The sequence below is a fragment of the Novosphingobium sp. genome (genome assembly GCF_036820275.1).
In the GTDB taxonomy this organism is placed as follows: Bacteria; Pseudomonadota; Alphaproteobacteria; order Sphingomonadales; family Sphingomonadaceae; genus Novosphingobium.
This window is the reverse complement of the sequence record NZ_DAISLT010000002.1, coordinates 68,331-94,549: the sequence shown is the minus strand read 5'-3', so window position 1 is coordinate 94,549 and position 26,219 is coordinate 68,331. Positions and strand designations below refer to the sequence as shown.

Here is a 26,219-nt window from a genome sequence, read left to right as displayed (position 1 = left end):
CGCCTTGCTGTCTTCCAAATCGCTCAAGTCGCTCGTCCTGTATTCCGTCGCGGGGGCCGGCGCCCTCCTGATCGCGGGCTGCGATAGGCAAAGCGGCAAGGACGCGCAACAAAAGGCTTCCGAAAGCGCCGCTCCGGCAACACCGGCCGCCGAAAAGCCCACCGGAAAGGTCGATCGCTCGCACAAGGGCGACCCGATGCCCGACGTCACCCTGGTGGACAACACCGGCGAGAGCCTCGATCTCATGTCGCTGAAGGGCAAGCCGCTGCTCATCAACCTCTGGGCAACCTGGTGTGCGCCCTGCATCGCCGAGATGCCCACGCTGGAGGCGCTGGCCAAGGACCCGAACGGCAAAGTCCAGATCCTGCCGATCTCCGAGGATACCGGCGATACCTACAAGGTCGTCGAGATCCTGCGCCGCCGCAAGCTCGACAACATCCAGCCCTGGGTGGACGAGAACGGCGACCTCGGCTTCCAGTACGGCGGCAACCTGCCGGTCACGGTGCTGTTCGACAGCCAGGGCCGCGAAGTCTGGCGCTATACCGGCGGCAACGACTGGTCCTCGCCCGAAGCCGCCAAGCTGCTGGCCGAAGCGAAGTAATTCCCCGCGTCCCGTTTAAGGGCGGGAATGCGCGGTGAGCCAGATCAGCCGGCCATGCGCCGCTTCCGGGGCGATGGCGAAACGGCCCTCGACATCGCCGATCAGCGGCAAGCCCTTGCCGCGCAGATAATCCGCGGCGGCATGGGCATCGCGAACCCGGAAGACGAGGTGGCAGATGCCCTTCACATCGCGCGCGTGGCGGGCGATGGGGCCGTTCCCATCGCGGTCGCACTGCACTTCGAGCACGGTTTCGCCCATCGCGAAGGCCAGGCCGTCGGCCTCGGGCCATGCGCACTTACCCAGTTCCGGCCAGGAAAGTTTCCCGTGGAACAATTTGCGCGCCTCTTCCGGCGAGTCGGCAGAGATTCCGATGGCTTGAAGGTGCTCGATCCCGAGCGGGTGATCGCTCTTCGGTCGCCATGACGGATCGCGGCGAGGATCGCCGGGCATGTCCTGCTTCACGATCTCCAGCCGCAGCCCCATGACCTCTCCACGCGGGACGATGAAATAAAACGCCTCCATCCCCGGATCGTAATGTCGCCTGAAGCCACGCGCGGCGAACCAGGCATCGGCAGCGGCGAGGTCGTGGACCTTGAGCGCCACGCCGATCCAGCGCCCCGGTCCCGCCGAACGGCGCAGCATGTCGCCCAGCGGGCTGCCCGGCTCCGCCCCGCGTCCGGCGGGTGCGATGGGAATCACCATCGTATCGCCGATCATCAGCAGGCTCTCCTCGCGGTCGAGTCCCAGCCTTTCGGTTTCAGGAGTGATCAGGATTTCGTGCGCGGTTTCGGCGCCGAACACCTCGCGAAAGAAAGCGTCGCAGGCCGGTCGCGCAGCGTTGTCGGCCAGCGCCCAACTTATGTGGACGAGCGGCATCGGGTCCATGGCAAGCGTGCTCAGTACGTTTCCGGCGCGCCCGTGCCCATGAACTTCGCAAGGTTCATGTGCAGCGATGCCACCGATCGCTCCATATAGGGATTAGGCTGCGCGCCCCGGAAACCGAGATTCTTCATGCCCTGCTGGACGGCGGCCATATTGGCGAAGTCCTGCTGGAGCACCGGCGGCCAGTCGGTGGGCGCTGTGTAGTCCCACTCCGTCTCGGGCGCCTCGCCCTCCGGCCAGAGTTCGTAGACGGCAGCCTCGAAAATGCACTTGTCCGGGTCGCTGCCATGGGGCCGCGCCTGATAGCAGAGCATGTTGTTGACCGCGTGGCCGATCTGGAAATTCGGGAAGATCTGCCAGGCCGTACCCGCCTGCGCGGTATGCTGCGGGTCGACTTGCGCCCAGACCACGCCGCGTTCCGCGTCTTCCTTGCGCGCAGTGCCGATCCAGTAGGCCGAAACATCCGCCGCCGGGGTGCCTTCGGGCAGTTCGTCCTTCAGGCGATTGGCGACGCCGACCAGCGTCATCGTGGTGTTAGTATTGGCGTTGGCCCAGGTAAAGTTCTGCATCTCCGCCGTGGTCAGGCGCGGGTCTTCACCGGTGCCGAGGCGGAGCTTGCCGGAATCCTCCTCCTGCCCCTTGGGCGCATCGTAGCCGATGTTGGAATGGAGGCCCTGGTTGCGCGCCCAGCCGCGAAACTGGCCGAACTCCATGAATTCCGGGTGCGTAGTGGAGACGTGGTAAGTCTCGCAGAAGGCCTCCATCGCGACCTTCCAGTTGCATTCGAACACCACCCACTTGCGCCAGCGCGGGCGCATGTTCTGTAGGCCATAAGGGTCGAGCATCCCCGCCGCCGGATGCAGATAGTCCGCCAGCGGCATGGAGTCGGGGTCGAGATTGATCCAGATCCAGCCGCCCCAGGTGTCGACCTTGACGACACCTAAGTCGGCCTTGCCGGCACAGAGATGGCCCTGCCAGTCCTCCTGATGCTCCATGTAGGTGTTCGCGCCGTCCAGCCCGAAGGTCCAGCCGTGATAACCGCAGATGAAGCTGCGACGGGTGCCGCGCGCATTGCGTTTTTCGGTGGGGGTATCGACCAGCTTGCGGCCGCGGTGCGGGCAGACATTGTGGAAAGCGTGGAGTTCGGTGTCGGAAGCGCGGACCACGATCACCGAATCGTCGATGATGTCGAAGGTGATGAAATCGCCCACCTCCGGAATGTCCTCCAGTCGCCCGGCTTGCAGCCAGACCTTGCGCCAGAGCTTGTCGCGCTCCGCCTTGGCGTATTCCGGCGAGATGTAGGCTTCCGCCGGGACGCGGACCGGGACGGTCAGGTCTTCGGGAGCCTGTACGATCTTACCTTGCTCACCCATTGCTCTCTTCCCAATTTCGTATCGCGCCGATTTGCGGCCGTTATCCCATTATTCGCACGCGAGGCCAATCGCCGTGGCGCTACCGGGCGCTAGGCGGCGGCAAATTTCAGGCTGCGCCGTGGCAGCGTACCGATGGCTAGGCTGCTGGCCGCCATGGTGGCGATCGCCAGATAGAGGAACATTTCGTAGCTGCCCGTCCGGTCATGGATCAGCGCCGCCACCAGCGGGCCGACCGCCGTGCCGATCGACAGCGCCGCCAGCACGCCGCCGTAGAGCCCGCCGAAGTTCCTGAGGCCGAAATGCCGGGTGATCAGGTAGACCACCACGTCGATCTCCGCCCCCAAGGTCAGCCCGATCAGCCCGGAGGCAAGCGCCAACGCCATCAACGAAGTGCCCGATCCCAGCAGCAAAAGGCAACCGATCACCGGCAGCATGAACACCGCCGCGCCGACCAGCGAGGCGGGGAAGCGATCGAGCAGCACGCCTGTCCCCAGCCGCCCGGCCAACGAGAACCAGCCGACGAACGAGGCGATCGCCGCCGCCGTCATCGGGTCCGCGCCGCGATCACCGAGGATCGAGACGAAGTGGACGACGATGGCGATGATCGTGAAAGTGAACAGCAGGCTGGCCACGAAGAGCCGGTGATAGACGCTGGAGCGCAACCCCTGCCCCAACGAAACGCCGGGCAGGTCGCCCCGCACCGGGGCTTCCGTCTTCGCCCGGCCCCGATCATGCGCACCACGAAAGAACAGGAAGATCACCGGCGCCGCGATCACGAACCACAGCCCGCCGTGCACCGCGAAGGCCATGCGCCAGCCGAAGGTCTTGATCGCCCAGGTGCCGATAATCGGGAACAGCCCCGCCGCGATCGAGGCACCGCAAAGCGTAACCGCCAGGGCCATCCCGCGCGAAAGCTCGAACCGGGACGCCACCGCGCTCGTCCAGACCGAGGCCTGCACCGGCAGCGAGACCATCGCGATCAGCCCCCAGAGCAAATACCATTGCGACAGGCTGGCGCCCGTCGTGCCGAGCAGCGCGAAGGCCAACGTCAGCAGCACGATGCCGATCACGCCGAACCGACGCGGGCCGAAGCGGTCGACCGCAAGGCCGATGAAAACGCCGCCGATGGCCTGCACCAAAGTCGCGATGGTCAGCCCGAATGTCACTTCGGTGCGGCTCCAGCCCATCGCTTCCGCCACCGGGCCGATATAGGGCCCGATGCCGTAGATATGGATCACGCTGGTGGCGTAGCCGAGCCCCGCCGCCACCGGCACCAGCCCGAACTGCCGCCACTCCTGCCGGGCTGAGGCTGGTTCAGTCACCGTAGCGCAGCTCAACTTGCGTCGCTTCGCCATTCGGCCCCATCGGCGAATCGTATTCGATGCAGGTGCACACCGGATTGGCGTGGCTGGCGAACAGCTTTTCCTCATCCGCCTTGGTCATCGGCAGGCGCGCGGGATCGCTGATGATCGCCTGCGAGCGTTCGAAGTCGGCGCGGCTGTTCCACCAGATTTCCATCACGCAATCGAAGCCGGGATCGTGGACTTCGCCGGTGATCGGGTTCTTTTCCGGCACCAGATAACGCCGCACGTAGCGCACCGCGCCGGGGATCGCCGGCTGCGCGCCCATCTTCTTGGAAAGCTGCGAGTGCTGGTTCTCGTAGTAGTCCATGAACGCGTCCATGGTCATGTCCGGGCGTTTCCGGAAAAAGCAAATCTGCTTGAGCATCTTACGCCCTCCTGAGTGCGAGAACGGTGCCTTCAAGGTCACCACAGATCCACACCGTGCCGTCCGGCCCCACGTCGAGCCCAGTCATGTTGCCCATCGGCCCGCACATGTCGCCCACGCCGCCCAGCGGCTTGGGATCGGTGCCCTCTGGCGCGCCGACCGGCAGGCCGGCCGCGATCACTTCGCGTGTGCCGCCGGACAAGTCGCACTGGATCGCTTCGCGGCGCTTCACGTCGAGCACGGTCACGGTACCATTGCGGATCGCGAGGCCTTCGGGGCGGATGAGATCGTCCAGCACCGTCTCGGTCCGTCCGCCGACCAGCTTCACCACCCGACCCGCACCGCTTTCGGCCACGTAGACGGTGCCGTCCCCGGCCACCGCCACGCCCTTGGGCCGATCCAGCCCGGAGGCCAGTTCCTCTACTTTGCCATTGTGTACGGAGTGTACCTTGCCGGTGCCATATTCCGCGAAGACCACCGCGCCGGAGGGAGCCAGCGCGACGCCCATCAACTGGTCGTAGCCGCTCGCCAAAACCTCGCTGGAAGGCCCGGCAGGATGGAACTTGGCAACTTCGCCATTGGCGGTGGTGACGATCATCGTCCCCGCACCCGCCGCCGCGACGCCGCGCGAGTAACCGGGGAAGCTGGGACTGAACAGCATGCCTTCCAGCTTCACCGCCTCCCCCGCGCGGAGCGAGAACACGAAGCCGCCATCGGCAATCCACAGCACGCCGTCCTCGCCCATGGCGACGTCCAGCGGCCATTGTAGGCCCTTCTCGATCAGCGGCTTCACCAGACCGCCCGCCGCCTTGGGCGTGGTGATCTCGTGAATCGAGCCGAGGATGTGCGAAATGAACAGGCGGTCGCCCACGAAGGTGCAGTTGTCGAGACCGGCGCCGATATCGGCCAGCACCGTCTTCGCGCCGGTGCGCGGATCAATGCGCAGCACTTGCCCGCTGGCGACCTGGGTGGAGACGATCATCCCCTCACTGTCGAACTTCACCGAATCCGGCACGCCAAGATCGCCGCAGACCACTTCAGGCTCGCCACTACCATCCAGATCGATGCGCCAGATCGCGTTGGCGCCCATCACCGGGATGTAGAGTTTGCCGTCCGGGCCGACTTCGAAGGCGTTCGGCATCGGCACGTCGCTCGCGATCACACGCGGCGCGCCGCCGTTCCGGTCCAGTTCGAGGATCTGCGATCCCATGCGGCAGCCCGCCGCGATCAGGCGGCCTTGCGAATAGGTGATGGGGTTGGCCACCGGCAGGTCCCCGCAGACCACTTCGCTGCTGCCGTCCGGGCGCAGCATGGTCACGCGGCCCTCGGTAATCTCGGTGGCGTAGAGGTTGCCTGCCTCGTCGAAGGCAAGGTCGTCCGGTGCGGTGATCGCGCCGCCCATCGGGCTGATGATCTCCACCGCGCCGGTATCGGGATCGACCGCGCTGATCTGGCTGCCGCCGACCTGAGCGACATAGATGCGCCCGTCCGCGCCGGTGCGCAGGCCATTGGCGCTGTAGAGGCGCGTGGGCGGGGTCAGCCGGTGCAGCATCCAGCCTTCGGAAGCGCGGGCGGAAACGACGCCGTGATTACGTCCTGCGGGTTCGAGCATCGGTGAAATTGTCCTCTCGTCCGGCGCTCTTGCAGCCGTTCTTTTCCGGCCGAGCCTATCCAGCGCTTCCGAGGCAGGCAACGCGAGGACCGGGCCGAGAGCCGTTCGGACATGCACTATCGCCCCGGCGACGTTCAGGGGGCTTTGTTCGATTGCCCCCGCTGGCTGCGTGCGCATATTCGACCGTCAGACGGAAAAGAGACCGCTTCGTTTGCGGCCAACCCGGAGAGCTTACCATGGAAGAGATGCGCTTTGACGGCCGTGTAGCGGTCATCACCGGGGCCGGCCGCGGATTGGGTCGGGCCTATGCCCTTTTGCTGGCCGAGCGCGGCGCCAAGGTGGTGGTGAACGATCTGGGCGGCGCGATCCGGGGCGAACTCGATGCGCCGGGCGCCGACGTCAGCGTGGCGCAGCAGGTGGTCAACGAGATCGTGGCGGCGGGCGGCGAAGCCATCGCCAACACTGATTCCGTCGCCACGCTGGAGGGCGGCAAGGCCATCGTACAGGCCGCGCTCGACCAATGGGGCCGGATCGACGTGCTGGTCCACAATGCCGGCAACGTGCGTTACGGATCGATCCGCGAGCTTTCCAGCGCGGACCTGCACGCGGTGCTCGACGTGCATCTGCTGGGCGCGTTCCATGTGGTGCAGGCCGCATTCGGGCCGATGTGCGATGCCGGATATGGCCGCATCGTGCTGACCAGCTCGGTCGGCGGGCTCTACGGCAACGAGAACTGCGTGAACTACGGCATCTCGAAGTCGGCGATGCTGGGGCTTTCCAACATCACCGCGCTCGAGGGGGAGGCGCACAACGTGAAGTGCAACGTGATCGTGCCTGGCGCGGTGACGCGCATGGCCGAGGGGATCGACATCTCGCAGTACCCGCCGATGGAGCCCGAACTGGTGGCCCCGGTGGTCGGCTGGCTGACGCATGAGCAGTGCCCGGTGACGGGTGAGCTGATCGCCTCGATGGCCGGCCGCGTGGCGCGCATGTTCGTGGCGGAAACGCGCGGCGTCTATCGCCCGCACTGGACGATCGAGGATGTCGCCGCTGCCTCCGATGCTTTCCACGACAAGAGCGAACTGATCGATTTCGGACTGCACGGGCATGTCGATCACATCGGGTACAGCTTCAAGATGGCGACGGCCGGCGCGGACGCTTAATGAACAACACTGTTGACAACTAACGCACCACTACGCCAGATTCAGCGGTGAGAGGGCGACCGGAGCAGAGTCGCCGCCAAGAGGATGCCCAGTCGATGGAAATGACCTGCCTCAAGTCCGACGTGCCCTCGCCCGAGGAACTCGATATCCCGGCGCTCAAGGCCAAGTATCGTCAGGAGCGCGACAAGCGCATGCGGCGCGAAGGCGGCGAGCAGTACGTGCGGCCGACCGACGACTTTTCCGATAACTACGCCCACGATCCCTTCACCCCGGTGGCCGAGCGTGAGGCGCTGGTGGAGGATATCGACGTCGCCATCCTCGGCGCCGGATTCTCGGGCATTCTGGCGGGCTATCACCTGCACAAGCAGGGCGTTTCCAACGTCCGCAACATCGACCATGCCGGCGGTTTCGGCGGCGTCTGGTACTGGAACCGCTATCCCGGCGTTCAGTGCGACAACGATGCCTACTGCTACCTGCCGCTGCTGGAAGAAACGGGCTTCATGCCCAGCAAGAAGTTCTCCGACGGCTGGGAAATCCAGCAGTACTGCCAGGACATGGCCGAGCGGTTCGATCTTGCCGACAAGGCGCTGTTCCACACGCTGGTCACCGGCATCCGCTGGGATGAGAGCATCAAGCGCTGGCACGTGACCACCAATCGCGGCGACGACATTCGCGCGCGCTTCGTGGTGATGGCAGGCGGCGTGATGAACATGCCGAAGCTGCCCGGCATCCCCGGCATTCACGACTTCAAGGGCAAGATGTTCCACACCAGCCGGTGGGAGCATGACTATACCGGCGGTTCGTGGACCGCGCCGGAGCTGGAAAAGCTGCGTGACAAGCGCGTCGCCATCATCGGCACCGGGGCCACCTCGGTTCAGGCGGTGCCCTATCTCGCCAAGTACGCCAAGCACCTCTACGTGCTGCAGCGCACGCCATCGAACATCGATGAGCGGCCCAATCCGCCGACCGATGCCGAGTGGGCCGCATCGCTCCAGCCCGGCTGGCAGCAGGAGCGCATGGCCAACTTCCACCGCGCCGCGCAGCAGTTCTTCATCCCCGGCGAGCCCGACCTGATCTGCGACATCTGGACCGAGATCAGCCGCAACCTCGCCATCGAACTGGGCGAGGAAGGCTGGCCCGCGCTCGATCCGCTGGAATTCATGGACCGCCGCGAAGTCGTGGACTTCCAGGTGATGGAACGCCTGCGCCGCCGCGTGGAATCCATCGTCGAGGACAAGGACACGGCCGAGAAGCTGAAGCCGTACTTCCGCTTCATGTGCAAGCGGCCGCTGTCCAACAACGACTACTACCCCGCGTTCAACCAGCCCAACGTGACGCTGATCGACGTTTCCGGCACGCAGGGCGTGGAACGGATGACCGAGAAGGGCTTCGTGGCCGATGGCGTGGAGCATGAGGTCGATCTGGTGATCTTCGCCAGCGGTTTCGAAGTGACCAGCGACCTCAAGCGCCGCTGGGGCATCGACACGGTGGAAGGACGCGGCGGCAAGTCGATCTACGACCACTGGACCAATGGCGCGAGCACGTTCCACGGCGTGATCACCGACGAGTTCCCGGCGATGTTCTACATGGGCTACATCCAGGGCGCGACGAACTCTTCCACCACCGAGCAGTTCGGACGGCAGGCGGAACACATCGCCTTCATGATCGGCGAAACCAAGCGCCGGGGCGCCAGCACCGTCGCCGCCACCCGGGAAGGCGTCGAGGGCTATTGCGCGCACTGCAAGGAGAACGAAGTCGACATGTCCGGCTTCCAGAACGACTGCACGCCCAGCTACTTCAACAACGAGGGCGACAAGGAACTGAAGTGGGCGCTGTTCCGCGGCTATCTGCCCGGCTGGGACGCCTTCCGCGACATGCTGGGGGACTGGCGCAAGAGCGACACGCATCAGGGCGTGAAGTTCGAGGACGCTTCCCCCGCCCACCTGACGAGAGCCGATGCGGAAAGCGTTGTAGAGGAGCGCTAGAGTATTAGCTCGCCGATCGCCTCTCCCTGTCCGCCGGGAGAGGCGGTTCGCCTATCGCCCGTTCCACACGGGCTTGCGCTTTTCAGCAAAGGCGCGCGGACCTTCCTGCGCATCGGCACTGTTGTAGGTGTGCTCATGTGCTGCCCGAGCGGCTGCAAGCGCAGCCGAGCGGCCCATTTCCGTCGAAAGCATCACCGTTTCCCGCGCGGCCTTCACCGATAGCGGAGCACCTTCCAGCACTTCCAGGGCCAGCTCGATCGCCGCGTCCAGCACCGCACCGGGCTCGGCAATGCGGTTGACCAGACCGATCTCGTAAGCGCGCTGGGCGGTGATCGGCTTTCCGGTGAGCATGATCTCCATCATGATCCGCTGGGGGATCATGTGGATCAGCGGCGAGGCCCAGGGGCTGCCGCGCCCGACCTTCACTTCGGTAATCGCGAACTTCGCATTCGTGCTGGCGACGCAGAGGTCGCAGGCCTGCGCGATCATCCAGCCGCCGGCGAAGGCATGGCCATTGACGGCGGCGATGGTGGGTTTGGTCAGTTCGATCGTGTCGTAGGGCAATGCGTAGAGATCGCGCGGCGGCACGGCCATGCCGGTTTCGACCATCTCCTTGAGATCGCCGCCCGCGCAGAAGGCCTTGTCGCCGCTGCCGGTGAGGATGGCGATGCGGGCGGAAGCGTCGCTCTCGAAAGTCGCCCAAGCCTCACGCAGCCCCTCGCGCACTTCGCGGCTGAGGCAGTTGCGCTGGTCGGGGCGGTTGATGGTGATGACCGCGATGCCGTCGTCATGGGCATCGTAGAGGACAGCTTGGGTCACGTCAGAAGCCCCTTTTCTCGATCTCATAAGCGGTGCGGTACAGGTCCTCGCGGAAGTCGGGATGGGCGATGGCGACCAGTCGCTTCGCGCGTTCGGCCAAGGTCTGGCCCTTCAATTGCGCCGCGCCGTATTCGGTGACGATCACGTCCACTTCCGTCCGAGCGGTTGTAACGGGGCCTGAGAGAGCTGGAACGATCTTGCTCAAGGCGCCGCCCTTCGCGGTGGAGGCCAGCACGATCAGCGAGGCGCCGCCCGGCACGCGCGATCCGGCGCGCACGAAATCGACCTGTCCGCCGGTGCCGCCAAGGTAGGTCGTGCCCGATTGCTCGGCATTGACCTGCCCGGTCAGGTCCACTTCCAGTGCGGAGTTGATCGTCACCAGCCGCGTAAGCTGGATGATCGGCTTGACCCCGTGGGTATAGCTGCTGGGCATCATCCTGATCGCAGGGTTGTTCGCAGCCCAGTCGTAGAGCCGCCGCGTGCCGATCAGCGCGCCGTTGATCGAGACGCCCCGGTCGATCTCCTTGCGCGCATTGGTCAGCACCCCGGCTTCGGCAAGGTCGACCAGACCGTCGCCCAGCATCCCGGAGTGGACGCCAAGGTCGCGGCGGTCGTGCAGCAGGCGCAGGATCGCGTCAGGCACTGCGCCCACGCCGGTTTGCAGCACGGCGCCGTCGCCGATGAATTCGGCGCAATGGCGGGCGATCGCCTCGTCGGTCGGGCCGATCTTCGCAGGCGCCACTTCCACGGGGGCGCGGCTGACGTGAACTGCGACGTCGATCAGTTCGCCGGGGATCGTTTCGCCGGGAACGTAGGGCACCTGCTCGTTGACTTCGGCGATGACGATACGCGCCTTGTCCACCGCCGCGCGCACATAGTCGGAGATCAGGCCGCAGCTGTGGTTGCCCTGTGCGTCGGCTGGGCTGACCTGGATCATCGCCACGTCGCAGGGCATGATTCCCGCATCGATCAGGCAGGCGATCTGGCTGACGTGGACGGGGATGACATCCAGCGCATTCGCTTTGGTCATGCTGCGCAGCGCGCCGATGGCGCCCATGCTGGAAAGGCGGAAGGATCGCGCGCTCTCCGGCGTGAACAGGCCGGAGAAGCTGGTGGCGATGAAGGCGTGGAGGCCGCCAATGGCCTCCCCCTGTTCGATCAGCGCTTCCACCAGCGTGATCGGCTCACCGCAGGCCTGACCGAAGACGATACGATCTCCCGGTTTCAGGAACCGGGAGAGGTCGAGGTCGGCCGCGGCGAGCGCGATGGTCACAGCTTGCCCGCTTGCCGCAGCAGACGTTCGGCGCGGGCGAGGTAGGGCCGGTCGAGCATGCCGCCCTTCCAGCCGATCGCGCCGACGCCGGGGTTAGCGGCGAAGATGTCGACGATCTCCTGCGCCTCGGCGATTTCCGCCTCGGTGGGGGTGAAGGCTGCGTTGATCACCGGGACCTGCGCCGGGTGGATCGCCATCATCCCGCGATAGCCGTCGCGGCGCACCTTTTCGGCACGGGCCTTGAGCGCTTCGAGGTCCTTGAAGTCGGCGCTGATCGTCTCGATCGCGGTCACGCCCGCCGTCGCCGCGCCCAGCACGGTGAGGCTGCGCGCCAGTTCGTAAGTGAAGGAATAGGCGCCGTCCGCTTCCTTGTTGGACGAGGCGCCGATCGAATCGGCCAGGTCTTCCGCGCCCCAGGTCAGCGCTACCACGCGGGGCGCGCCCTTGTAGTCGCCGGTGTGGAACATTGCTTCGGCCGTTTCGGTGATCAGCACGATCACCGGGGTCGAACCCTGCTCGATGCCGTTCGCCACTTCCAATGCTTCGAGGTAGCGGTCCAGCGTCTCCACGTCCTGCCGGCCATAGACCTTGGGCAGCATGATCCCGCCGGGACGCGCGGGCATGATCGCCACGAGGTCGTCCAGCGTATGCGGCCCGTCGAGCGGGTTGATACGTACCCAGAGGCGGCCGCGCTGTTCGGGGTTCGCGGCAATGAAGTCATGCACCATCGGGCGCGCGGCGGCCTTGGCATCGGGCGCGACGGCATCTTCCAGATCGATGAGGACGATGTCGGCCTCGCCCTCCATCGCCTTGGTCATCTTCTTCTCGCTGTCGCCCGGTGCGAAAAGCCAGGAGCGGGCGGCGATAGGGCCATGTTTCGGGGATTCGTGCGTTACAGGCATGTTCTCTCCAGTCGTCATCCCGGTGAAAGCCGGGATCGCGGGCAGTCAGGCCCCGCGTTTCCGATTACGATCCCAGCTTTCGCCGGGATGACGGGGTTTCTCAAGTGGAGCCGCCTCAATAACTTTTAGGGAGGTCCAAAACCCTCTCGGCGATGAAGTTCATGATCTGGTGCGGGCTGACCGGCGCGATGCGCGGGATCATCACTTCGCGCAGGTAGCGCTCGACGTGGTATTCCTGCGCATAGCCCATGCCGCCCATCGACATCACTGCGGTCTGGCACGCCTCGAACCCGGCTTCGGCGGCGAGGTACTTGGCGGAGTTTGCCTCTACCCCGCAGTCCAGCCCCTTGTCGAACAGGGTGGCAGCCTTGAAGAGCATCAGACTGGCCGCTTCCACCTGCATCCACGCCTTGGCAAGCGGGTGCTGAATGCCCTGGTTCTGGCCGATCGGCCGCCCGAACACCACGCGTTCCCGTGCATAGCGGGACGCGCGCTGGATCGCGACGCGGCCGAGGCCAGTCGCCTCCGCTCCCAGCAGTACGCGCTCCGGGTTCAGGCCCTTGAGCAGGATGCGGAAACCCTGGCCTTCCTCACCAATCAGATCCTCGTCCGGAATGAACAGGTCGGTGATGAACATCATGTTGGAGCCGACCGCGTGGCGGCCCATCTTGGGGATGATCCGCGTCTCGATATGTTCGCGATCGAGCTTGGTGTAGAACAGGCTGAGGCCTTCGGTCTTCTTCTTCACCTCTTCCAGCGGGGTGGTACGGGCGATGATCAGCATCCGGTCGGCCACATGGGCCTGCGTGATCCACACTTTCTCCCCATTGACGCGGTAGCCGCCGGGCACCTTCTCGGCACGGGTCTTGAGGCTGGTAGTGTCGAGCCCGGTGTTCGGCTCGGTCACGGCGAAGCACATCTTCTCCTCGCCCGAAAGGATCGGCGGGATCATCCGCTGCTGTTGCTCCTCGGTGCCGTAGAGCATCACCGGCTCCAGCCCGAAGACGGGCAAGTGGATGGTGGATGCCGCCGTCATGCCGCCGCCGCTTTCGGCCACGGCCTGCATCATCACCGCCGCCTCGGTAATCCCCAGCCCCGCGCCGCCGACGCTTTCGGGCATGGCCACGCCCAGCCAACCGGCTTCCGCCATCGACTTGTGGAATTCATACGGGAATTCGCCGCTGCGATCCTTTTCCAGCCAGTACTCGTCAGAGAACTGCGAACAGTGCTTGAGAACGGCCTCGCGGATGTTCTGCTGGTCGTCGGTCAGGGCGAAATCCATGGCGTTCCTCTTGTCTTCCCGATCCCCGGACTAACAGCGGGGCTTGTACGAGACAACCATCATCGTGCCGATATGCGCCCATCAAACGCAAATACGAATAGTCTTCGCTCCGGCGGTGCGGTAGGCATAGGCCAACGAGAAGGAGAGGGCCTTGACCGCGAGCAAGGAGAATACAGGACCATTGCAAGGCCTGCGCGTGGTGGACCTCACCAGCGTGGTCTTCGGCCCCTATGCCACGCAGATCATGGCGGACATGGGCGCGGAAGTGATCAAGGTGGAACCGCCGGAGGGCGATAATACCCGCTGGATCACCAAGGGGCCGGTGCCGGGCATGGGCGGCATCTACGTCAACGTGAATCGCGGCAAGCGCGGGATCGTGCTGGATCTCAGGCAGGAGCAGGATCGGGAGAACCTGCGCGCGCTGATCGCCACGGCGGACGTCTTCATCCACTCGATGCGCGGCAGCGCGATCCGCAAGCTCGGCTTCGATTACGAGGCGGTGCGCGCGATCCGGCCGGACATTATCTACACCAATTGCTACGGCTATTCGCGGCGCGGGCCGGAAGGCGACAAGCCCGCCTATGACGACACGATCCAGGCCGAATGCGGTATCCCGCATGTGCAGGGCCTGATGAACGGCGAGCCCGGCTATGTCGCCACGATCATGGCGGACAAGGTCGCTGGCCTCCATGCGCTCTACGCCACGATGATGGCGCTCTATCACCGCGAGCGGACCGGAGAGGGGCAGGAAGTGGAAGTCACCATGTTCGAGGCGATGACCTCGTTCATGCTGGTGGAGCACGCCAACGGCGCGATGTTCACGCCGCCGACCACCCCCGCGCATTACCACCGCGCGGTCGAGCCGAACCGGCGACCCTATCGCACGAAGGACGGCTACGTCGCCGTGCTGGTCTACAACGACAAGCACTGGAACGCCTTCGTCGAATCGGTGCAGCCGGAATGGGCCACTGACGAATTCTCCACGCTGGAAAAGCGGGCCCGCCAGATCGGCCGGGTCTACGGGCTACTGGGGGAGAGTTTCCTGACGCGCACCACGCAGGAATGGCTCGACACCTTGCGGGGCCTGCACATCCCCTGCGCGCCGCTACGCTCCACCGACGAACTGTTCGACAACGAGCACCTCAACGCCATCGGCTTCTTCGAAGAGGTCGAGACCGAGCAGGGCCTGGTACGCTTTCCCGGCGTGCCCACGTGGTTTTCCACCACCCCCGGCAAGGTTCGCGGACCCGCGCCCACGCTGGGGCAAGACAACGAAGCGGTGCTGGGAGAACTTGCGCCGGATGCCTCAAGCGTCGCCCCGGCGATAGCAGTCGATTCCAAGTGAACAGTACTGTTGATTTCACCTGACAGTGTCCCGAGGCTTGGGCTAACCACCTGTTCAAGCCGCGCCTTGGGACAAAGACCGGCAACCTGATTCCACCCGCCAAGCATCGCGGGCAGAAAACGGATCGAGAGGAAGGCAAGACGATGTACGACGATCAACCGCAAGCGGAAACTCCTGCCAAGGCACGCAAGGGCACCCCGGTTTACAAGCGCATTCTCGACCTGTTCGAGGCCGAGGGCATCAAGACCCTGTTCGGCATCCCCGATCCCAACTTCGTCCACCTTTTCCTTGAGGCCGAATCGCGCGGCTGGACCGTCGTTTCGCCGCACCACGAAGCGTCCGCCGGCCACATGGCCGCCGCTGCCGCCCGCATCACCGGCAAGCCCGCGCTCTGCATCGGCACCCTCGGGCCGGGCATGGCGAACATGATGCCCGCGATCCAGTGCGCCAAGGTCGAGAACGATCCGGTGATCTTCATGGGCGGCCAGCGCGCCCGCATCACCGAACGCCGCGTGCGCCGTGGACGCATCCAGTTCGTCCGCCAGGAGCCGATGATCGAGGATTCGGTGAAGTTCTCCAGCTCGATCGAATATGCCGACCAGACCGACGAGATCATTCGCGAAGCTATCCGCGTCGCCATGTCGGGCACGCCGGGGCCGGCCTATATCGAGTATCCCGCACACGTCATTCTGGAAGAGCTGGACTTGCCGCCGGTGCTGCCGCCACACCGCTACCGCCTGACCAATCAGGGCGCGGACGGCGATCGCATCGCCGAAGCGGCCGAGATCATCCGCAATGCCAAGAACCCGGTGCTGCTGGTGGGCCACGGCGTCTACACCGCCAAGGCCGGTGCCTCGGTGAAGGAACTGGCCGAGCTGATGCAGAGCCCGGTGATCCAGACCTCGGGCGGCACCTCGTTCATCGAGGGGCTTGAGGACCGTACGTTCCCCTATGGCTTCTCGGAAGCGTCGATCGACGCGGTGGTCGAAAGCGACTGCTGCGTGGCGCTCGCCACCGAACTGGGCGAGCCCAGCCACTATGGCCGCTGGCGTCACTGGGTAGACAACGAAGCCAACCGCAAGTGGATCTACGTCCAGCAGGACCCGACCGCGATCGGCGTCAACCGCCCGATCGACGTGCCGCTGGTGGGCGACGTGCGCGCCGTGGTGCCGCAGCTGGTCCGCGCCCTCGAGGACACGCCGCGCAAGGCCGCGCCGTCGCTGGCCGAATACATCCAGCGTGATGCCGACCAGCTTGTCGAACTGGCAGAGGAAGCCGCCGGCAAGCCCGATGGCTCCACCGCGAAGATGCACACCAGTCAGTTCGTCACCGAAGCGACCAAGGCCTTCCCGAAGGACGGCATCCTGATCCGCGACGGCGGCGCCACGGTGATCTTCCAGTGGACTTATTCGCAGGCCAAGCCGCACGATGTGATCTGGAACCAGAACTACGGCCACATCGGCACCGGCCTGCCCTATGCGACCGGCGCCATGCTCGCCGATCAGGCGGAGACGGGCAAGCAGCGCCCGGGCATGCTGATCACCTCGGACTCCTCGTTCCTGTTCCATGTGGGCGAGCTGGAAGTGGCGGTGCGCAAGAACCTGCCGCTGGTGGTGATCGTGGGCGTTGACTTCCAGTGGGGCCTTGAAGTGGGCGTCTACAAGCGCACCTTCGGCAAGGGCACCAAGGAAACCGGCGTGCACTGGTCCGACAAGGTCCGCTTCGACAAGATCGCCGAAGGCTTCGGCGCAGCAGGCGAATATGTCGAGAAGGCGGAAGACATCGGCCCGGCCATCAAGCGCGCCTATGAGCGTGGCGGCTGCACCGTGATCCACGTGCCGATCGACCCGGCCGCGAACTCGGAAGAAATGCCGAACTACTCGGAGTTCCGCACCTGGTACGCCGAAGGCACCCAGTAACGACAAGTCCTCCCCCTAGGGGGAGGGGGACCATGCGCAGCATGGTGGAGGGGCACGCGCGGTTCGAACAACGCCAGAGGCTCACGCGAACCTCATGCAATCGGCCTGTGCCCCTCCACCACCCTTCGGGCGGTCCCCCTCCCCGTTTCGGGGAGGAAGGGAGAGAACGATGCGCAATTACACCCAGTTCTACATCGACGGTCAGTGGGTCGATCCCATCGCGCCGCGCACCGCACAAGTCGTCAATCCGGCCACCGAGGAAGTCTCCGGCACGATCTCGCTCGGCTCGGCTGACGATGTCGACAAGGCCGTCGCCGCCGCCCGCCGCGCCTTCGCGACTTTCGGCGAGACGAGCGCCAAGGAGCGTCTGGAACTGCTCGAAGCGATCCTGGCCGAATACCTGAAGCGCGAAACCGAACTGGGTGAAGCCGTCAGCGAGGAAATGGGCGCGCCGATGTCGCTCGCCTGCGGGTTCCATACGCTGCTGGGCAAGGGCCACCTCTCCACCGCGATCGAAGTGCTGAAGGACTTCAAGTTCGAGGAACAGCGCGGCGTCACCCTGATCCGCAAGGAGCCGATAGGCGTCTGCGGGCTGATCACGCCGTGGAACTGGCCGATGAACCAGACCTGCGTGAAGATTTTCCCGGCGCTCGCCGCCGGTTGCACGATGATCCTGAAGCCCCCGCAACTCGCGCCCTATTCGGCCCAGATCCTGGCCGAAATCCTGCATGACGCGGGCGTTCCGGCAGGCGTCTTCAACATGGTGCAAGGCAAGGGCAGCGAGATCGGCACCGCGCTCTCCACCCATGAGGATGTGGACATGATCTCCTTCACCGGGTCGGAGCCAGTGGGCGTGCAGATCCAGAAGGACGCCGCCGATACCGTGAAGCGCGTCGGCCTCGAACTCGGCGGCAAGTCTGCGTGGATCGTGCTCGACGACGCTTCGCTCACTGCCAATGTCGCTGCAGCCACCGGGGGCATGATGGGCAATTCCGGCCAGACCTGCTCCGCCGGTTCGCGCCTGCTGGTGCCCAGCGCCCGCATGGACGACGCCATTGCCGCCGCCACCGAGGCTGCGAACGGCGTCACCGTGGGCGACCCCAAGGGCAACTTCGCGATGGGCCCGGTCGTCTCGAAGAGCCAGTACGAGATCATCCAGGGCTACATCGAAAAGGGCCTGGAGGAAGGCGCCAAGCTCATCGCCGGCGGCCTCGGCAAACCCGAAGGGCTGGACAAGGGCTACTACGTCAAGCCCACCGTGTTCGTCGGCAGCAACGACATGGTGATCGCCCGCGAGGAAATCTTCGGCCCCGTGCTCGTCATCATCGGCTACGACGATGTCGATCACGCCGTGGAAATCGCCAACGATTCCAACTTCGGCCTTGGCGGATACGTCTCGGGCGAGGATCTCGACGCGGCGCGCGCCATCTCGCGCCGGATGCGCACCGGGGCGATCTGGGTCAACGGCGGGTTCGATTTCCACGCACCGTTCGGCGGCTACAAACGCTCCGGCAACGGCCGTGAATGGGGCGAACACGGCTTTGCCGATTATCTCGAAGTGAAGTCGGTGGTCGGCTGGAACCCGGCCTGACCTTAGCGCAAAGCCGGGGTATCACCGCGAAAGCGGTCCCCGGCGGCCCGCCCGACAGCACTGTTGCAATACTACAACGCAAATCCGCCATATTTCCGCCAAAGCGTCATTACAATTCCCGTTAACAGCTGCGTAAATCTCTTCGCGTACCGCCGCCGCGAACCCTCCCGGCCAGTCCCCGGCCGGACCGGGTCGATGCGACTGTCTAAGGAACGCGAAAATGATGACCCGCAAGGACACGGTCCTTCTCGGCGGCGCCCTCGTGCCGGCCCTCGCCCTGCTGTTTCCGCAGCACGGCCTCGCGCAGGACGTTCCGGCGATGGATGCCGCAGCGGGTGAAGCCATCGTCGTCACCGGCTCTCGCATCGCCCAGCCGGCCGCCGACACGCCCAATCCGGTCACCGTGGTGACGGCCAGGGACATCTCGGATTCGGGCACGACGAACCTGACCGACTTCCTCAAGACCGTTCCCGCGCTCCAGAACTCTGTCGATTCCTACCAGACCAGCGGCAACCGCGCCGGGATTGGCTTCACCGGCCTCAACCTGCTCAACTTGCGTAACCTGGGCACGCAGCGCACCCTGGTGCTGATCGACGGCCGCCGACAGGTCGCTTCCGTCGCGGGCACCCAGTCGGTGGACATCAACACGATCCCGCTCGACCTGGTGGAGCGCGTCGAAGTGCTCACCGGCGGCGCGTCTGCCGTCTACGGTGCGGATGGCGTCTCGGGCGTCGTCAACTTCATCCAGAAGCAGGACTTCGAAGGCGTGACCGGACGCGTCCAGACCGGCATTTCCGGCCATGGCGATGCCGGGCAGCGCCTGATCGCGCTGACCGCCGGGCACAACTTCGCAGGCGGTCGCGGCAATATCGCGGTGGCCTGGGAGCATGGCGAGGAAGACCGCCTCAGCGCCCATTCGCGGCGCTATCTCGACGGCGAGAACAAGGTCGATTTCTACCACAACCCCGCCGACACCGAAGCCGGGCTCGTCAGCAACGACGGCATTCCCGACAATATCCCCCTGCGTAACATCCGCTATTTCGACACCTCGCGCGCGGGCGCGATCGACGTCAACTTCGACCGCGTTCCGGACTTCGTCGGCGGCGACGGCCAGCTCTTCGATCACGGCACGATCATCGCCCCCGGCTATCAGCAGGGCGGCTCGGGCACGCTGGTTTCCGATTACGGCAACGACCTCCTGCCCCGGATCAAGCGCGATGTGGTCAGCGCCTCGGCCCACTTCGACGTCAGCAGCGCGCTGACCCTCTATGCCGAGGGCAAGTACGCCCGCAGCCGCTCCTTCACGCTGGGGCAGCCGACCTTCGACTATTACCTGTTCATCCCTCAGGACAATCCCTACCTCCCGGCTGCGGTACAGGCTGCCATCGATCCCGCGATGGGCGGCGTGCTCGTCAACCGCGACAACTTCGACTTCGGCCGACGCGGAGAGGATATCACGCGCGAGACCGTCCGCAGCGTCGTCGGCGCGCGCGGGGAGATCAGCCCGAACTTGCGCTACGATCTGTCCTACGTCTTCGGCCAGACCAGGATCAAATCGCGCTACGTCAACAACATGCTGACCGACCGCTACCTTGCCGCGATCGACGCGGTGAGCGACGGTAACGGCGGCGTGACCTGCCGCGTCAACACCGAGGCCGGATGGACGCCGTTCCAGCCCTACAACCGCAACCGCGCACCGATCCCGCCGGTGACCTTCGCGGCCGGCGACTGCCAGCCGCTCAACCTCTTCGGTGAGAATAACGCCTCGAACCAGGCCGCGCTGGACTGGATCATGGCCGACACGACCGATCGCACGACGCTGACCCAGCATGTCGTCAGCGGCTCCGTGACCGGTGACACCCATGGATTTCTGGAGCTTCCCGGCGGCCCGATCGCGTTCGCGGCGGGCGGCGAATACCGCAGCGAGAAGAGCAGCTTCGTGCCCGACCCACTGGTCTCGCAAGGCCTGACCTTCACCAGCGCGCTGGGCAATTCGAAGGGCTCGTTCGACGTCTGGGAACTCTTCGGCGAAGTGAACGTGCCGATCCTGGCGGACATGGCATTCGCGCACCGCCTGTCGGTCAACGGCGCCGTCCGCTATTCCGACTATTCCAGCGTCGGTTCGACCAGCGCATGGAAGCTCGGCGGCGAATGGGCGCCGGTGCGGGACGTAACGTTCCGCGGCTCCTATTCGAAGTCCGTGCGCGCACCGAATATCAGCGAACTCTACACCGGCGCCTCGCAGACCGCGCAGCTGATCAACGATCCCTGCGGCGTCACCAATGTTCAGAACGGCACCCGGTACCGCGCCGCGAATTGCAGCGCCCTCCTCACCGGCCTGGGCACCGATCCGACCGCGTTCAACGGTGTCGTCGGCCAGGGCATTGCAGGCTTCGGCGTCGGCAATCCGGACCTCAAGGAAGAAACCGCCAAGACCTGGACCGCCGGTGCGGTGCTCCAGCCCGGCTTCCTCCCGCGCCTGACGCTTTCGGCCGACTGGTACGACATCCGCATCCGCAATGCGATCAACGTCGTTTCCGCCCAGAGCCTCGCCGATCTCTGCGTGGACCAGGCCAGCCTCGACAATCCCTATTGCGGCGCGATCACCCGCCAGAACGGCGGCGCCGCCGCGGGCAACATCACGAGCTTCCAGCTCACCCCGTTCAACATCGCGCAGATCCGCACGTCCGGCCTCGACCTCACGCTGGCCTATTCGGTGCCGACCGCAAGGGCCGGGACCTTCGGCGCGCGGGTGATGGCGAACTACCTGCACCGCCTGACGTCCGTGCCGATCCCCGGTGCCACCACGGTCAACAACGCCTATGTCGCGGGCGCGCCCAAGTATCAGGTCACGGCCGACCTCACCTGGCAGAGCGGCGCCTTCGGGCTGGACTGGCAGATCAATTACGCCTCGGCCGTCTATCGCTACGACCGCCAGACGATCGCCGCGAACCCGGACATCGTCGCCCCCGAATATCTCAAGCTGAAGGAACGCTTCTCGCACGACCTCAGCGTGACCTACGATGTGGGCGAGCAGTTCACGATCTACGGCGGCGTGAACAACCTGTTCGACCAGAAGCCCGATATCGGCAGCCTGAACACCCCGATCAGCGCGGTGGGCCGCTATGTCTTCGTGGGCGCCAAGGTCAAGCTGGCCGACCTGTTCGGCGGCGCCCGCTAAGGCAGCTTCAAGCCGAACGAAAGAAGGGGGCCGTGGCAACACGGCCCCTTTTTTCTGCCCGGATGCCTTGTCAGCCTTCGGCGAGAACGGCAGCGATCATGGAGCGCCAGATATTGGCGGCATCGTCGCGGTAAGCCTCGTCGCTCTCGCCGTTCCCGACATAGCGGACGATTTCCGCGCCCGATTCCATCATGAGCTGGTCCGGTTCCCGAACGGCTTCCAGAACCGCACGGACCGCAACCGCAAGCTTCCTGCGCGCTTCGGCATCCAGCGTCTCCGTTTCGCTCCCCAAAGAGACTGCCAGAGCCTGCATCCCACGTTCGATCGGTGTCACGCTATCCCCCTAAGTCCAAACGGAAACCCGCTCAGGACACACCAAGGGCGTCGCCTTGTCCAGTACAAGTGACGGTCTGTTCGCAAATGTCAGGGAATGGAGCGGGTGAGGGGAATCGAACCCCCGTATTCAGCTTGGGAAGCTGCTGCTCTACCATTGAGCTACACCCGCGGATCGGCGGCCTCGGATAATCCGGCGCGATCAGTCGTCTCGCGCTCTGGCACAGCGGACTGAGGCGGTCAATGGCTGCGGACGCAGTTGCCCCGCAAGGAAAAAGGCGCCGACCGAAGCCGACGCCTTTTTCAAATCACGCGCGGCCGATGGCCAGGAAGCGTTCCTCGCGGCGGGCGAGCAGGTCGCGGGCCGGGAGAGCTTCGAGCACGTCGAGTTCCTGTTCGATGGCGCCAAACAGCGCCTGCGCCGCGCCTTGCGCATCGCGGTGAGCGCCGCCGACCGGCTCTGCCACGACGCGTTCGACGACGTTCAGCGAGAGCAGGTCCTGCGCCGTCACCTTCATGGCTTCGGCGGCGTCCGGAGCCTTGTCCGGGGTGCGCCAGAGGATCGAGGAGGCACCTTCCGGCGAAATCACCGAGTAGATCGAGTGTTCGAGCATCAGCACGCGGTCGGCCGCGGCCAGCGCCACGGCGCCGCCCGAGCCGCCCTCACCCACGATCGCCGAAACGATCGGCACCGGCACGGCAAGGCAGGCCTCGATCGAACGGGCGATCGCTTCGGCCTGGCCGCGTTCCTCGGCCTCGACGCCGGGGAAAGCACCGGCGGTATCGACCAGAGTGACGACCGGCAGGCCGAACTTGCCCGCCATCTCCATCAGGCGGATCGCCTTGCGGTAGCCTTCGGGCTTGGCCATGCCGAAGTTGTGCTTGATGCGCGTGGCGGTGTCGTGGCCCTTCTCGTGGCCCATCACCATGACCTTGCGGCCATTGAGGCGCGCGAAGCCGCCGATAATCGCGGCATCTTCGCCATAGAGACGATCACCGCCGAGCGGGATGAAGTCGGTGAAGCCCATCCGCACGTAGTCCACGAAGTGCGGACGCTGCGGATGCCGCGCCACTTGCGTCTTCTGCCAGGGCGTCAGCTTGGCATAAGTCGCCGCCAGCATGCCGGCGCTCTTCTTCTCGAGGCGCGCGATCTCGCCCGCGATGTCGAGATCGCTGTCGCTGGCCGTCGTGCGCAGCTCCGCAATGCGCGCTTCGAGCGCGGCGATCGGCTTTTCGAATTCAAGAAACGAGATCATGCTCTTTCCGTTTACCTGCCGGTTTCAGCGCGCCTCAGGAGGCGCGCTTGGCCAGCCATTCTTCCAGCCACTTGATCGTATATTCGCCGCTCTGGAACTCGGGGTCCTCGAGCAGGGCCTGGTGCAGCGGGATCGAGGTCTTGACGCCGTCGATCACCATCTCCTCCAGCGCGCGCTTCAGGCGCATGATCGCGCCCTTGCGTGTGCGGCCCGAGACGATCAGCTTGCCGATCATCGAATCGTAGTACGGCGGGATGCGGTAGCCCGTGTAGAGGCCCGAATCGACGCGCACGTTCATGCCGCCCGCCGCGTGGTAGTTCGTCACCTGTCCCGGCGAGGGGGTGAAGTTCCACGGGTCTTCTGCGTTGATGCGGCATTCGATGGCGTGGCCCTTGAACTCGATCTCGTCCTGCTTGAACGAGAGCGGCTGGCCGTCGGCAATGCGGATCTGCTCGCGCACGAGATCGACGCCGGTGATGGCTTCGGTCACCGGATGTTCCACCTGCAGGCGGGTGTTCATCTCGATGAAGTAGAACTCACCGTTTTCCCAGAGGAATTCGATCGTGCCGGCACCGCGATAGGCCATGTCGGCCATGGCCTTCGAGACGATGCCGCCCATGCGGTCGCGCTCTTCGGGGGTAATGACCGGCGAGGGCGCTTCTTCCAGCACCTTCTGGTGGCGGCGCTGCAGCGAGCAGTCGCGCTCACCCAGGTGAACCGCTTCGCCCTTGCCGTCGCCGAAGATCTGGAATTCGATGTGGCGCGGATTGCCGAGGTACTTTTCCATGTAGACGGTGGCATCGCCGAAGGCGGCCTTCGCCTCCGAACGGGCCTGGCCCATCTGGCTTTCAAGTTCCTCGGCCGAGTTCACGACCTTCATGCCGCGACCACCGCCGCCCGAAGCGGCCTTGATGATCACCGGATAGCCGATCTGCTCGGCCAGCTCGCGCGCGACGTCGAAGTCCTCGATCGCGCCGTCAGATCCCGGAACCAGCGGCAGGCCGAGCGCACCGGCAGTGCGCTTGGCTTCCACCTTGTCGCCCATCGTGCGGATGTGCTCGGGCTTGGGGCCGACCCAGATCAGGCCATGCGCCTCGACGATCTCGGCGAACTGGGCGTTCTCCGAGAGGAAGCCGTAGCCGGGGTGGATCGCGTCGGCATGGGTGATCTCGGCCGCGGCGATGATCGCCGCGACGTTGAGGTACGAATCCTTGGCCGCCGGCGGGCCGATGCAGACCGCGTGGTCGGCAAGGCGCACATGCATGGCGTCGGCGTCGGCGGTGGAATGCACCGCGACGGTCTCGATGCCCATCTCGCGCGCGGCGCGATGGATGCGCAGCGCGATTTCGCCGCGGTTGGCAATCAGGAGGCGCTTGATGGCCATGAAATTACGGTCCTCAGGCGATCACGACGAGCGGCTGGTCGAATTCGACCGGCTGCTGGTTGTCGACGAGGATGGCCTGGATCGTGCCGCTCTTGGGGGCGTTGATCTGGTTCATGACCTTCATGGCCTCGACGATCAGCAGAACGTCACCGGCCTTCACCTGCTGGCCCACGCTGATGAAGTTCGGCGCGGTGGGTTCGGGGGCGAGGTAGACGGTGCCGACCATCGGCGACTTCACGGCGTCGACCGGGGCAGCGGCAGGCGCAGCCTCGGCAGCCGGAGCGGCAGCGAAGGGCGCCGCGACCGGAGCAGCGGCATAGGCCGGTGCGGCGGCAACGATCTGCTGCGCGACCTGACGGGTGACCTTGATCTTGCGTTCGCCGTCCTCGACCTCGATTTCGGTCAGACCGGTTTCAGCGAGGAGCTCGGCGAGCTCGCGTACCAGCGCGCTGTCGATGTTCACGCAACTTCCTTTCGTTCAAGATATTCGAGCAGCGAGGCCAGCGTGCCTTTGAGGTCCTTGCGGTGGACCACCATGTCGACCATGCCGTGGGCATGGAGGTACTCGGCGCGCTGGAAGCCGTCGGGGAGTTTTTCGCGGATGGTGTCCTGGATCACGCGCTGGCCGGCAAAGCCGATGAGCGCGCCCGGCTCGGCGATCTGGACGTCGCCCAGCATCGCGTAGCTGGCGGTGACGCCGCCGGTGGTGGGATCGGTCAGGACGACGATATAGGGAAGCCCCGCCCGCGCGAGGCGGCGGATGGCGACGGTCGCCTTGGGCATCTGCATCAGCGAGAGGATACCCTCCTGCATGCGGGCGCCGCCGGCTGCCGTGCAGATCACATAGCCGCAGTTCTCGGCAATGGCGCGTTCGACCGCCTCGACGAAGGCTTCGCCCACGGCCATGCCCATCGAGCCGCCCATGAACGCGAAGTCCTGCACGCCCAGCACCACCTTCTTCCCCTCGATCGCACCGAGCGCATTGGTCAGCGCATCGGGGAAGGGATTGGCGGCGCGAGCGGCGCGGATGCGGTCCGAATACTTCTTGCTGTCGCGGAAGTTCAGGGGATTTTCCGGAACCCTGGCGGCGGGCAGCACCGAATAACCGGCGTCGAGCAGCTGGTCGAAGCGGGCCTGCGCACCGATACGGCCATGGAACTGGCAGCGCGGGCAGACCGATAGGTTGTCCTCGAACTCCTTGGTGAACAGCATTTCGCCGCACCCGCGACACTTGGTCCACAGGTTGTCGGGCGTGTCCCGTTTCTTCAGGCTCCCGAGGGAATTGCGTACCTTGCTAAGCCAACTCATGACGAACCCTTGCGTGAATCTCGTGCGGCCCGGTGAGTCCGGGCTCGCCAGTTGGACCCTCCGGACGCTGCGTTCGGGGCCTGTTTTCCTGTGCCCCGTGCGACCGAACGATCTCTGTGTGCGACGTGCTCCGCGCTGGCCTGTCGGGCCCGCCGCAGTGCGGGGCAATACGCGGCAGATATGGGTAGATCAATCGCCAGTGCACTCCGGCATGCGCAAAAAGTGCCCCACCGCTATCGGCGAGGGGGCTGAAAAGCGCAGAAATCCGCGAATCCGACAGGT

At 65.3% G+C, this 26,219-nt stretch carries 21 protein-coding genes and 1 tRNA gene; 7 read left to right on the top strand and 15 right to left on the bottom strand.

Translation table 11 applies throughout. The annotated features are described in order from the left end of the window. The first annotated feature begins 4 nt into the window (after positions 1-4). Positions 5-601 carry a TlpA family protein disulfide reductase gene (locus tag V7066_RS01755; RefSeq protein ID WP_334181536.1) on the top strand — a complete coding sequence of 199 codons (597 nt, stop codon included), beginning with the start codon at positions 5-7 and terminating at the stop codon, positions 599-601. A 15-nt stretch (positions 602-616) separates the two neighbouring features. Here the strand turns inward: V7066_RS01755 and V7066_RS01750 are convergent, their stop codons facing one another. The 5 genes from V7066_RS01750 to V7066_RS01730 all read right to left on the bottom strand — a co-directional run bounded on the left by V7066_RS01750 (position 617) and on the right by V7066_RS01730 (position 6,196). Further along, on the bottom strand, positions 617-1,486 hold the full coding sequence (locus V7066_RS01750; protein WP_334181535.1) for a VOC family protein: 870 nt from the start codon (positions 1,484-1,486) through the stop codon (positions 617-619). An 11-nt stretch (positions 1,487-1,497) separates the two neighbouring features. Then, positions 1,498-2,856, bottom strand: coding sequence for an aromatic ring-hydroxylating oxygenase subunit alpha (locus V7066_RS01745; RefSeq protein ID WP_334181534.1), 1,359 nt, complete (start codon positions 2,854-2,856; stop codon positions 1,498-1,500). Positions 2,857-2,945: 89 nt separating this feature from the next. Then, on the bottom strand, positions 2,946-4,178 hold the full coding sequence (locus tag V7066_RS01740) for an MFS transporter (protein WP_334181533.1): 1,233 nt from the start codon (positions 4,176-4,178) through the stop codon (positions 2,946-2,948). After that, a complete protein-coding gene (locus V7066_RS01735) occupies positions 4,171-4,545 on the bottom strand; it encodes an EthD domain-containing protein (protein WP_334181532.1) in 375 nt (124 codons plus the stop codon). Before V7066_RS01735 ends, V7066_RS01740 begins: the two co-directional genes overlap by 8 nt. Positions 4,546-4,585: 40 nt before the next feature. After that, the gene (locus V7066_RS01730) at positions 4,586-6,196 is read right to left on the bottom strand and encodes an SMP-30/gluconolactonase/LRE family protein (RefSeq protein ID WP_334181531.1); all 1,611 of its coding nucleotides are present in this window, start codon (positions 6,194-6,196) and stop codon (positions 4,586-4,588) included. 236 nt (positions 6,197-6,432) lie between these two features. Between V7066_RS01730 and V7066_RS01725 the strand changes: the two genes are divergently transcribed. After that, the gene (locus V7066_RS01725) at positions 6,433-7,359 is read left to right on the top strand and encodes an SDR family NAD(P)-dependent oxidoreductase (protein WP_334181530.1); all 927 of its coding nucleotides are present in this window, start codon (positions 6,433-6,435) and stop codon (positions 7,357-7,359) included. Between the two features lie 95 nt (positions 7,360-7,454). Beyond that, positions 7,455-9,344 (top strand): flavin-containing monooxygenase, encoded by a 1,890-nt coding sequence (locus V7066_RS01720; protein WP_334181529.1) that lies wholly within the window; start codon positions 7,455-7,457, stop codon positions 9,342-9,344. Positions 9,345-9,395: 51 nt separating this feature from the next. Here V7066_RS01720 and V7066_RS01715 read toward each other — a convergent pair whose 3' ends face one another. The 4 genes from V7066_RS01715 to V7066_RS01700 form a co-directional block, all read right to left on the bottom strand. Next, entirely contained in the window at positions 9,396-10,163 is a 768-nt protein-coding gene (locus tag V7066_RS01715) for an enoyl-CoA hydratase/isomerase family protein (protein WP_334181528.1), read from the bottom strand. A gap of 1 nt (position 10,164) precedes the next feature. Beyond that, positions 10,165-11,436: an acetyl-CoA hydrolase/transferase family protein gene (locus tag V7066_RS01710; protein ID WP_334181527.1), complete on the bottom strand. Its 1,272-nt coding sequence runs from the start codon at positions 11,434-11,436 to the stop codon at positions 10,165-10,167. After that, a complete protein-coding gene (locus V7066_RS01705) occupies positions 11,433-12,338 on the bottom strand; it encodes an HpcH/HpaI aldolase/citrate lyase family protein (RefSeq protein WP_334181526.1) in 906 nt (301 codons plus the stop codon). Before V7066_RS01705 ends, V7066_RS01710 begins: the two co-directional genes overlap by 4 nt. 115 nt (positions 12,339-12,453) lie before the next feature. After that, entirely contained in the window at positions 12,454-13,620 is a 1,167-nt protein-coding gene (locus V7066_RS01700; protein WP_334181525.1) for an acyl-CoA dehydrogenase family protein, read from the bottom strand. A 151-nt stretch (positions 13,621-13,771) separates the two neighbouring features. Between V7066_RS01700 and V7066_RS01695 the strand changes: the two genes are divergently transcribed. The 4 genes from V7066_RS01695 (at position 13,772) to V7066_RS01680 (ending at position 21,656) form a co-directional block, all read left to right on the top strand. Then, the gene (locus V7066_RS01695) at positions 13,772-14,965 is read left to right on the top strand and encodes a CaiB/BaiF CoA transferase family protein (RefSeq protein WP_334181524.1); all 1,194 of its coding nucleotides are present in this window, start codon (positions 13,772-13,774) and stop codon (positions 14,963-14,965) included. A 143-nt stretch (positions 14,966-15,108) separates the two neighbouring features. Next, positions 15,109-16,884, top strand: a complete 1,776-nt coding sequence (locus V7066_RS01690) for a thiamine pyrophosphate-binding protein (protein ID WP_334181523.1) — start codon at positions 15,109-15,111, stop codon at positions 16,882-16,884. 169 nt (positions 16,885-17,053) lie between these two features. Further along, the gene (locus tag V7066_RS01685) at positions 17,054-18,475 is read left to right on the top strand and encodes an aldehyde dehydrogenase family protein (RefSeq protein WP_334181522.1); all 1,422 of its coding nucleotides are present in this window, start codon (positions 17,054-17,056) and stop codon (positions 18,473-18,475) included. Positions 18,476-18,695: 220 nt separating this feature from the next. Continuing rightward, entirely contained in the window at positions 18,696-21,656 is a 2,961-nt protein-coding gene (locus V7066_RS01680; RefSeq protein ID WP_334181521.1) for a TonB-dependent receptor plug domain-containing protein, read from the top strand. A gap of 70 nt (positions 21,657-21,726) precedes the next feature. Here the strand turns inward: V7066_RS01680 and V7066_RS01675 are convergent, their stop codons facing one another. The 6 genes from V7066_RS01675 to accD form a co-directional block, all read right to left on the bottom strand. After that, a complete protein-coding gene (locus V7066_RS01675) occupies positions 21,727-21,990 on the bottom strand; it encodes a hypothetical protein (RefSeq protein WP_334181520.1) in 264 nt (87 codons plus the stop codon). Between the two features lie 97 nt (positions 21,991-22,087). Continuing rightward, positions 22,088-22,161: transfer RNA gene (locus V7066_RS01670), tRNA-Gly, on the bottom strand. 136 nt (positions 22,162-22,297) lie between these two features. After that, positions 22,298-23,245, bottom strand: coding sequence for an acetyl-CoA carboxylase carboxyltransferase subunit alpha (locus V7066_RS01665; RefSeq protein ID WP_334181519.1), 948 nt, complete (start codon positions 23,243-23,245; stop codon positions 22,298-22,300). A 34-nt stretch (positions 23,246-23,279) separates the two neighbouring features. Beyond that, on the bottom strand, positions 23,280-24,629 hold the full coding sequence (gene accC / locus V7066_RS01660; RefSeq protein WP_334181518.1) for an acetyl-CoA carboxylase biotin carboxylase subunit: 1,350 nt from the start codon (positions 24,627-24,629) through the stop codon (positions 23,280-23,282). Positions 24,630-24,642: 13 nt separating this feature from the next. Beyond that, on the bottom strand, positions 24,643-25,092 hold the full coding sequence (gene accB, locus V7066_RS01655) for an acetyl-CoA carboxylase biotin carboxyl carrier protein (RefSeq protein ID WP_334181517.1): 450 nt from the start codon (positions 25,090-25,092) through the stop codon (positions 24,643-24,645). Beyond that, the gene (gene accD, locus V7066_RS01650) at positions 25,089-25,937 is read right to left on the bottom strand and encodes an acetyl-CoA carboxylase, carboxyltransferase subunit beta (protein ID WP_334181516.1); all 849 of its coding nucleotides are present in this window, start codon (positions 25,935-25,937) and stop codon (positions 25,089-25,091) included. The genes accB and accD overlap by 4 nt, the downstream gene beginning before the upstream one ends. Between the last annotated feature and the right edge of the window lie 282 nt (positions 25,938-26,219).

What these genes read in the sequence shown, in the direction of transcription:
- V7066_RS01750 (WP_334181535.1), bottom strand. Translation starts at nt 1,486, where the DNA reads ATGGACCCGATGCCGCTCGTCCACATAAGTTGGGCGCTGGCCGACAAC.
- V7066_RS01745 (WP_334181534.1), bottom strand. Translation starts at nt 2,856, where the DNA reads ATGGGTGAGCAAGGTAAGATCGTACAGGCTCCCGAAGACCTGACCGTC.
- V7066_RS01735 (WP_334181532.1), bottom strand. Translation starts at nt 4,545, where the DNA reads ATGACCATGGACGCGTTCATGGACTACTACGAGAACCAGCACTCGCAG.
- V7066_RS01730 (WP_334181531.1), bottom strand. Translation starts at nt 6,196, where the DNA reads ATGCTCGAACCCGCAGGACGTAATCACGGCGTCGTTTCCGCCCGCGCT.
- V7066_RS01725 (WP_334181530.1), top strand. Translation starts at nt 6,433, where the DNA reads ATGGAAGAGATGCGCTTTGACGGCCGTGTAGCGGTCATCACCGGGGCC.
- V7066_RS01720 (WP_334181529.1), top strand. Translation starts at nt 7,455, where the DNA reads ATGGAAATGACCTGCCTCAAGTCCGACGTGCCCTCGCCCGAGGAACTC.
- V7066_RS01705 (WP_334181526.1), bottom strand. Translation starts at nt 12,338, where the DNA reads ATGCCTGTAACGCACGAATCCCCGAAACATGGCCCTATCGCCGCCCGC.
- V7066_RS01700 (WP_334181525.1), bottom strand. Translation starts at nt 13,620, where the DNA reads ATGGATTTCGCCCTGACCGACGACCAGCAGAACATCCGCGAGGCCGTT.
- V7066_RS01690 (WP_334181523.1), top strand. Translation starts at nt 15,109, where the DNA reads ATGTACGACGATCAACCGCAAGCGGAAACTCCTGCCAAGGCACGCAAG.
- V7066_RS01685 (WP_334181522.1), top strand. Translation starts at nt 17,054, where the DNA reads ATGCGCAATTACACCCAGTTCTACATCGACGGTCAGTGGGTCGATCCC.
- V7066_RS01680 (WP_334181521.1), top strand. Translation starts at nt 18,696, where the DNA reads ATGATGACCCGCAAGGACACGGTCCTTCTCGGCGGCGCCCTCGTGCCG.
- V7066_RS01665 (WP_334181519.1), bottom strand. Translation starts at nt 23,245, where the DNA reads ATGATCTCGTTTCTTGAATTCGAAAAGCCGATCGCCGCGCTCGAAGCG.
- accC (WP_334181518.1), bottom strand. Translation starts at nt 24,629, where the DNA reads ATGGCCATCAAGCGCCTCCTGATTGCCAACCGCGGCGAAATCGCGCTG.
- accD (WP_334181516.1), bottom strand. Translation starts at nt 25,937, where the DNA reads ATGAGTTGGCTTAGCAAGGTACGCAATTCCCTCGGGAGCCTGAAGAAA.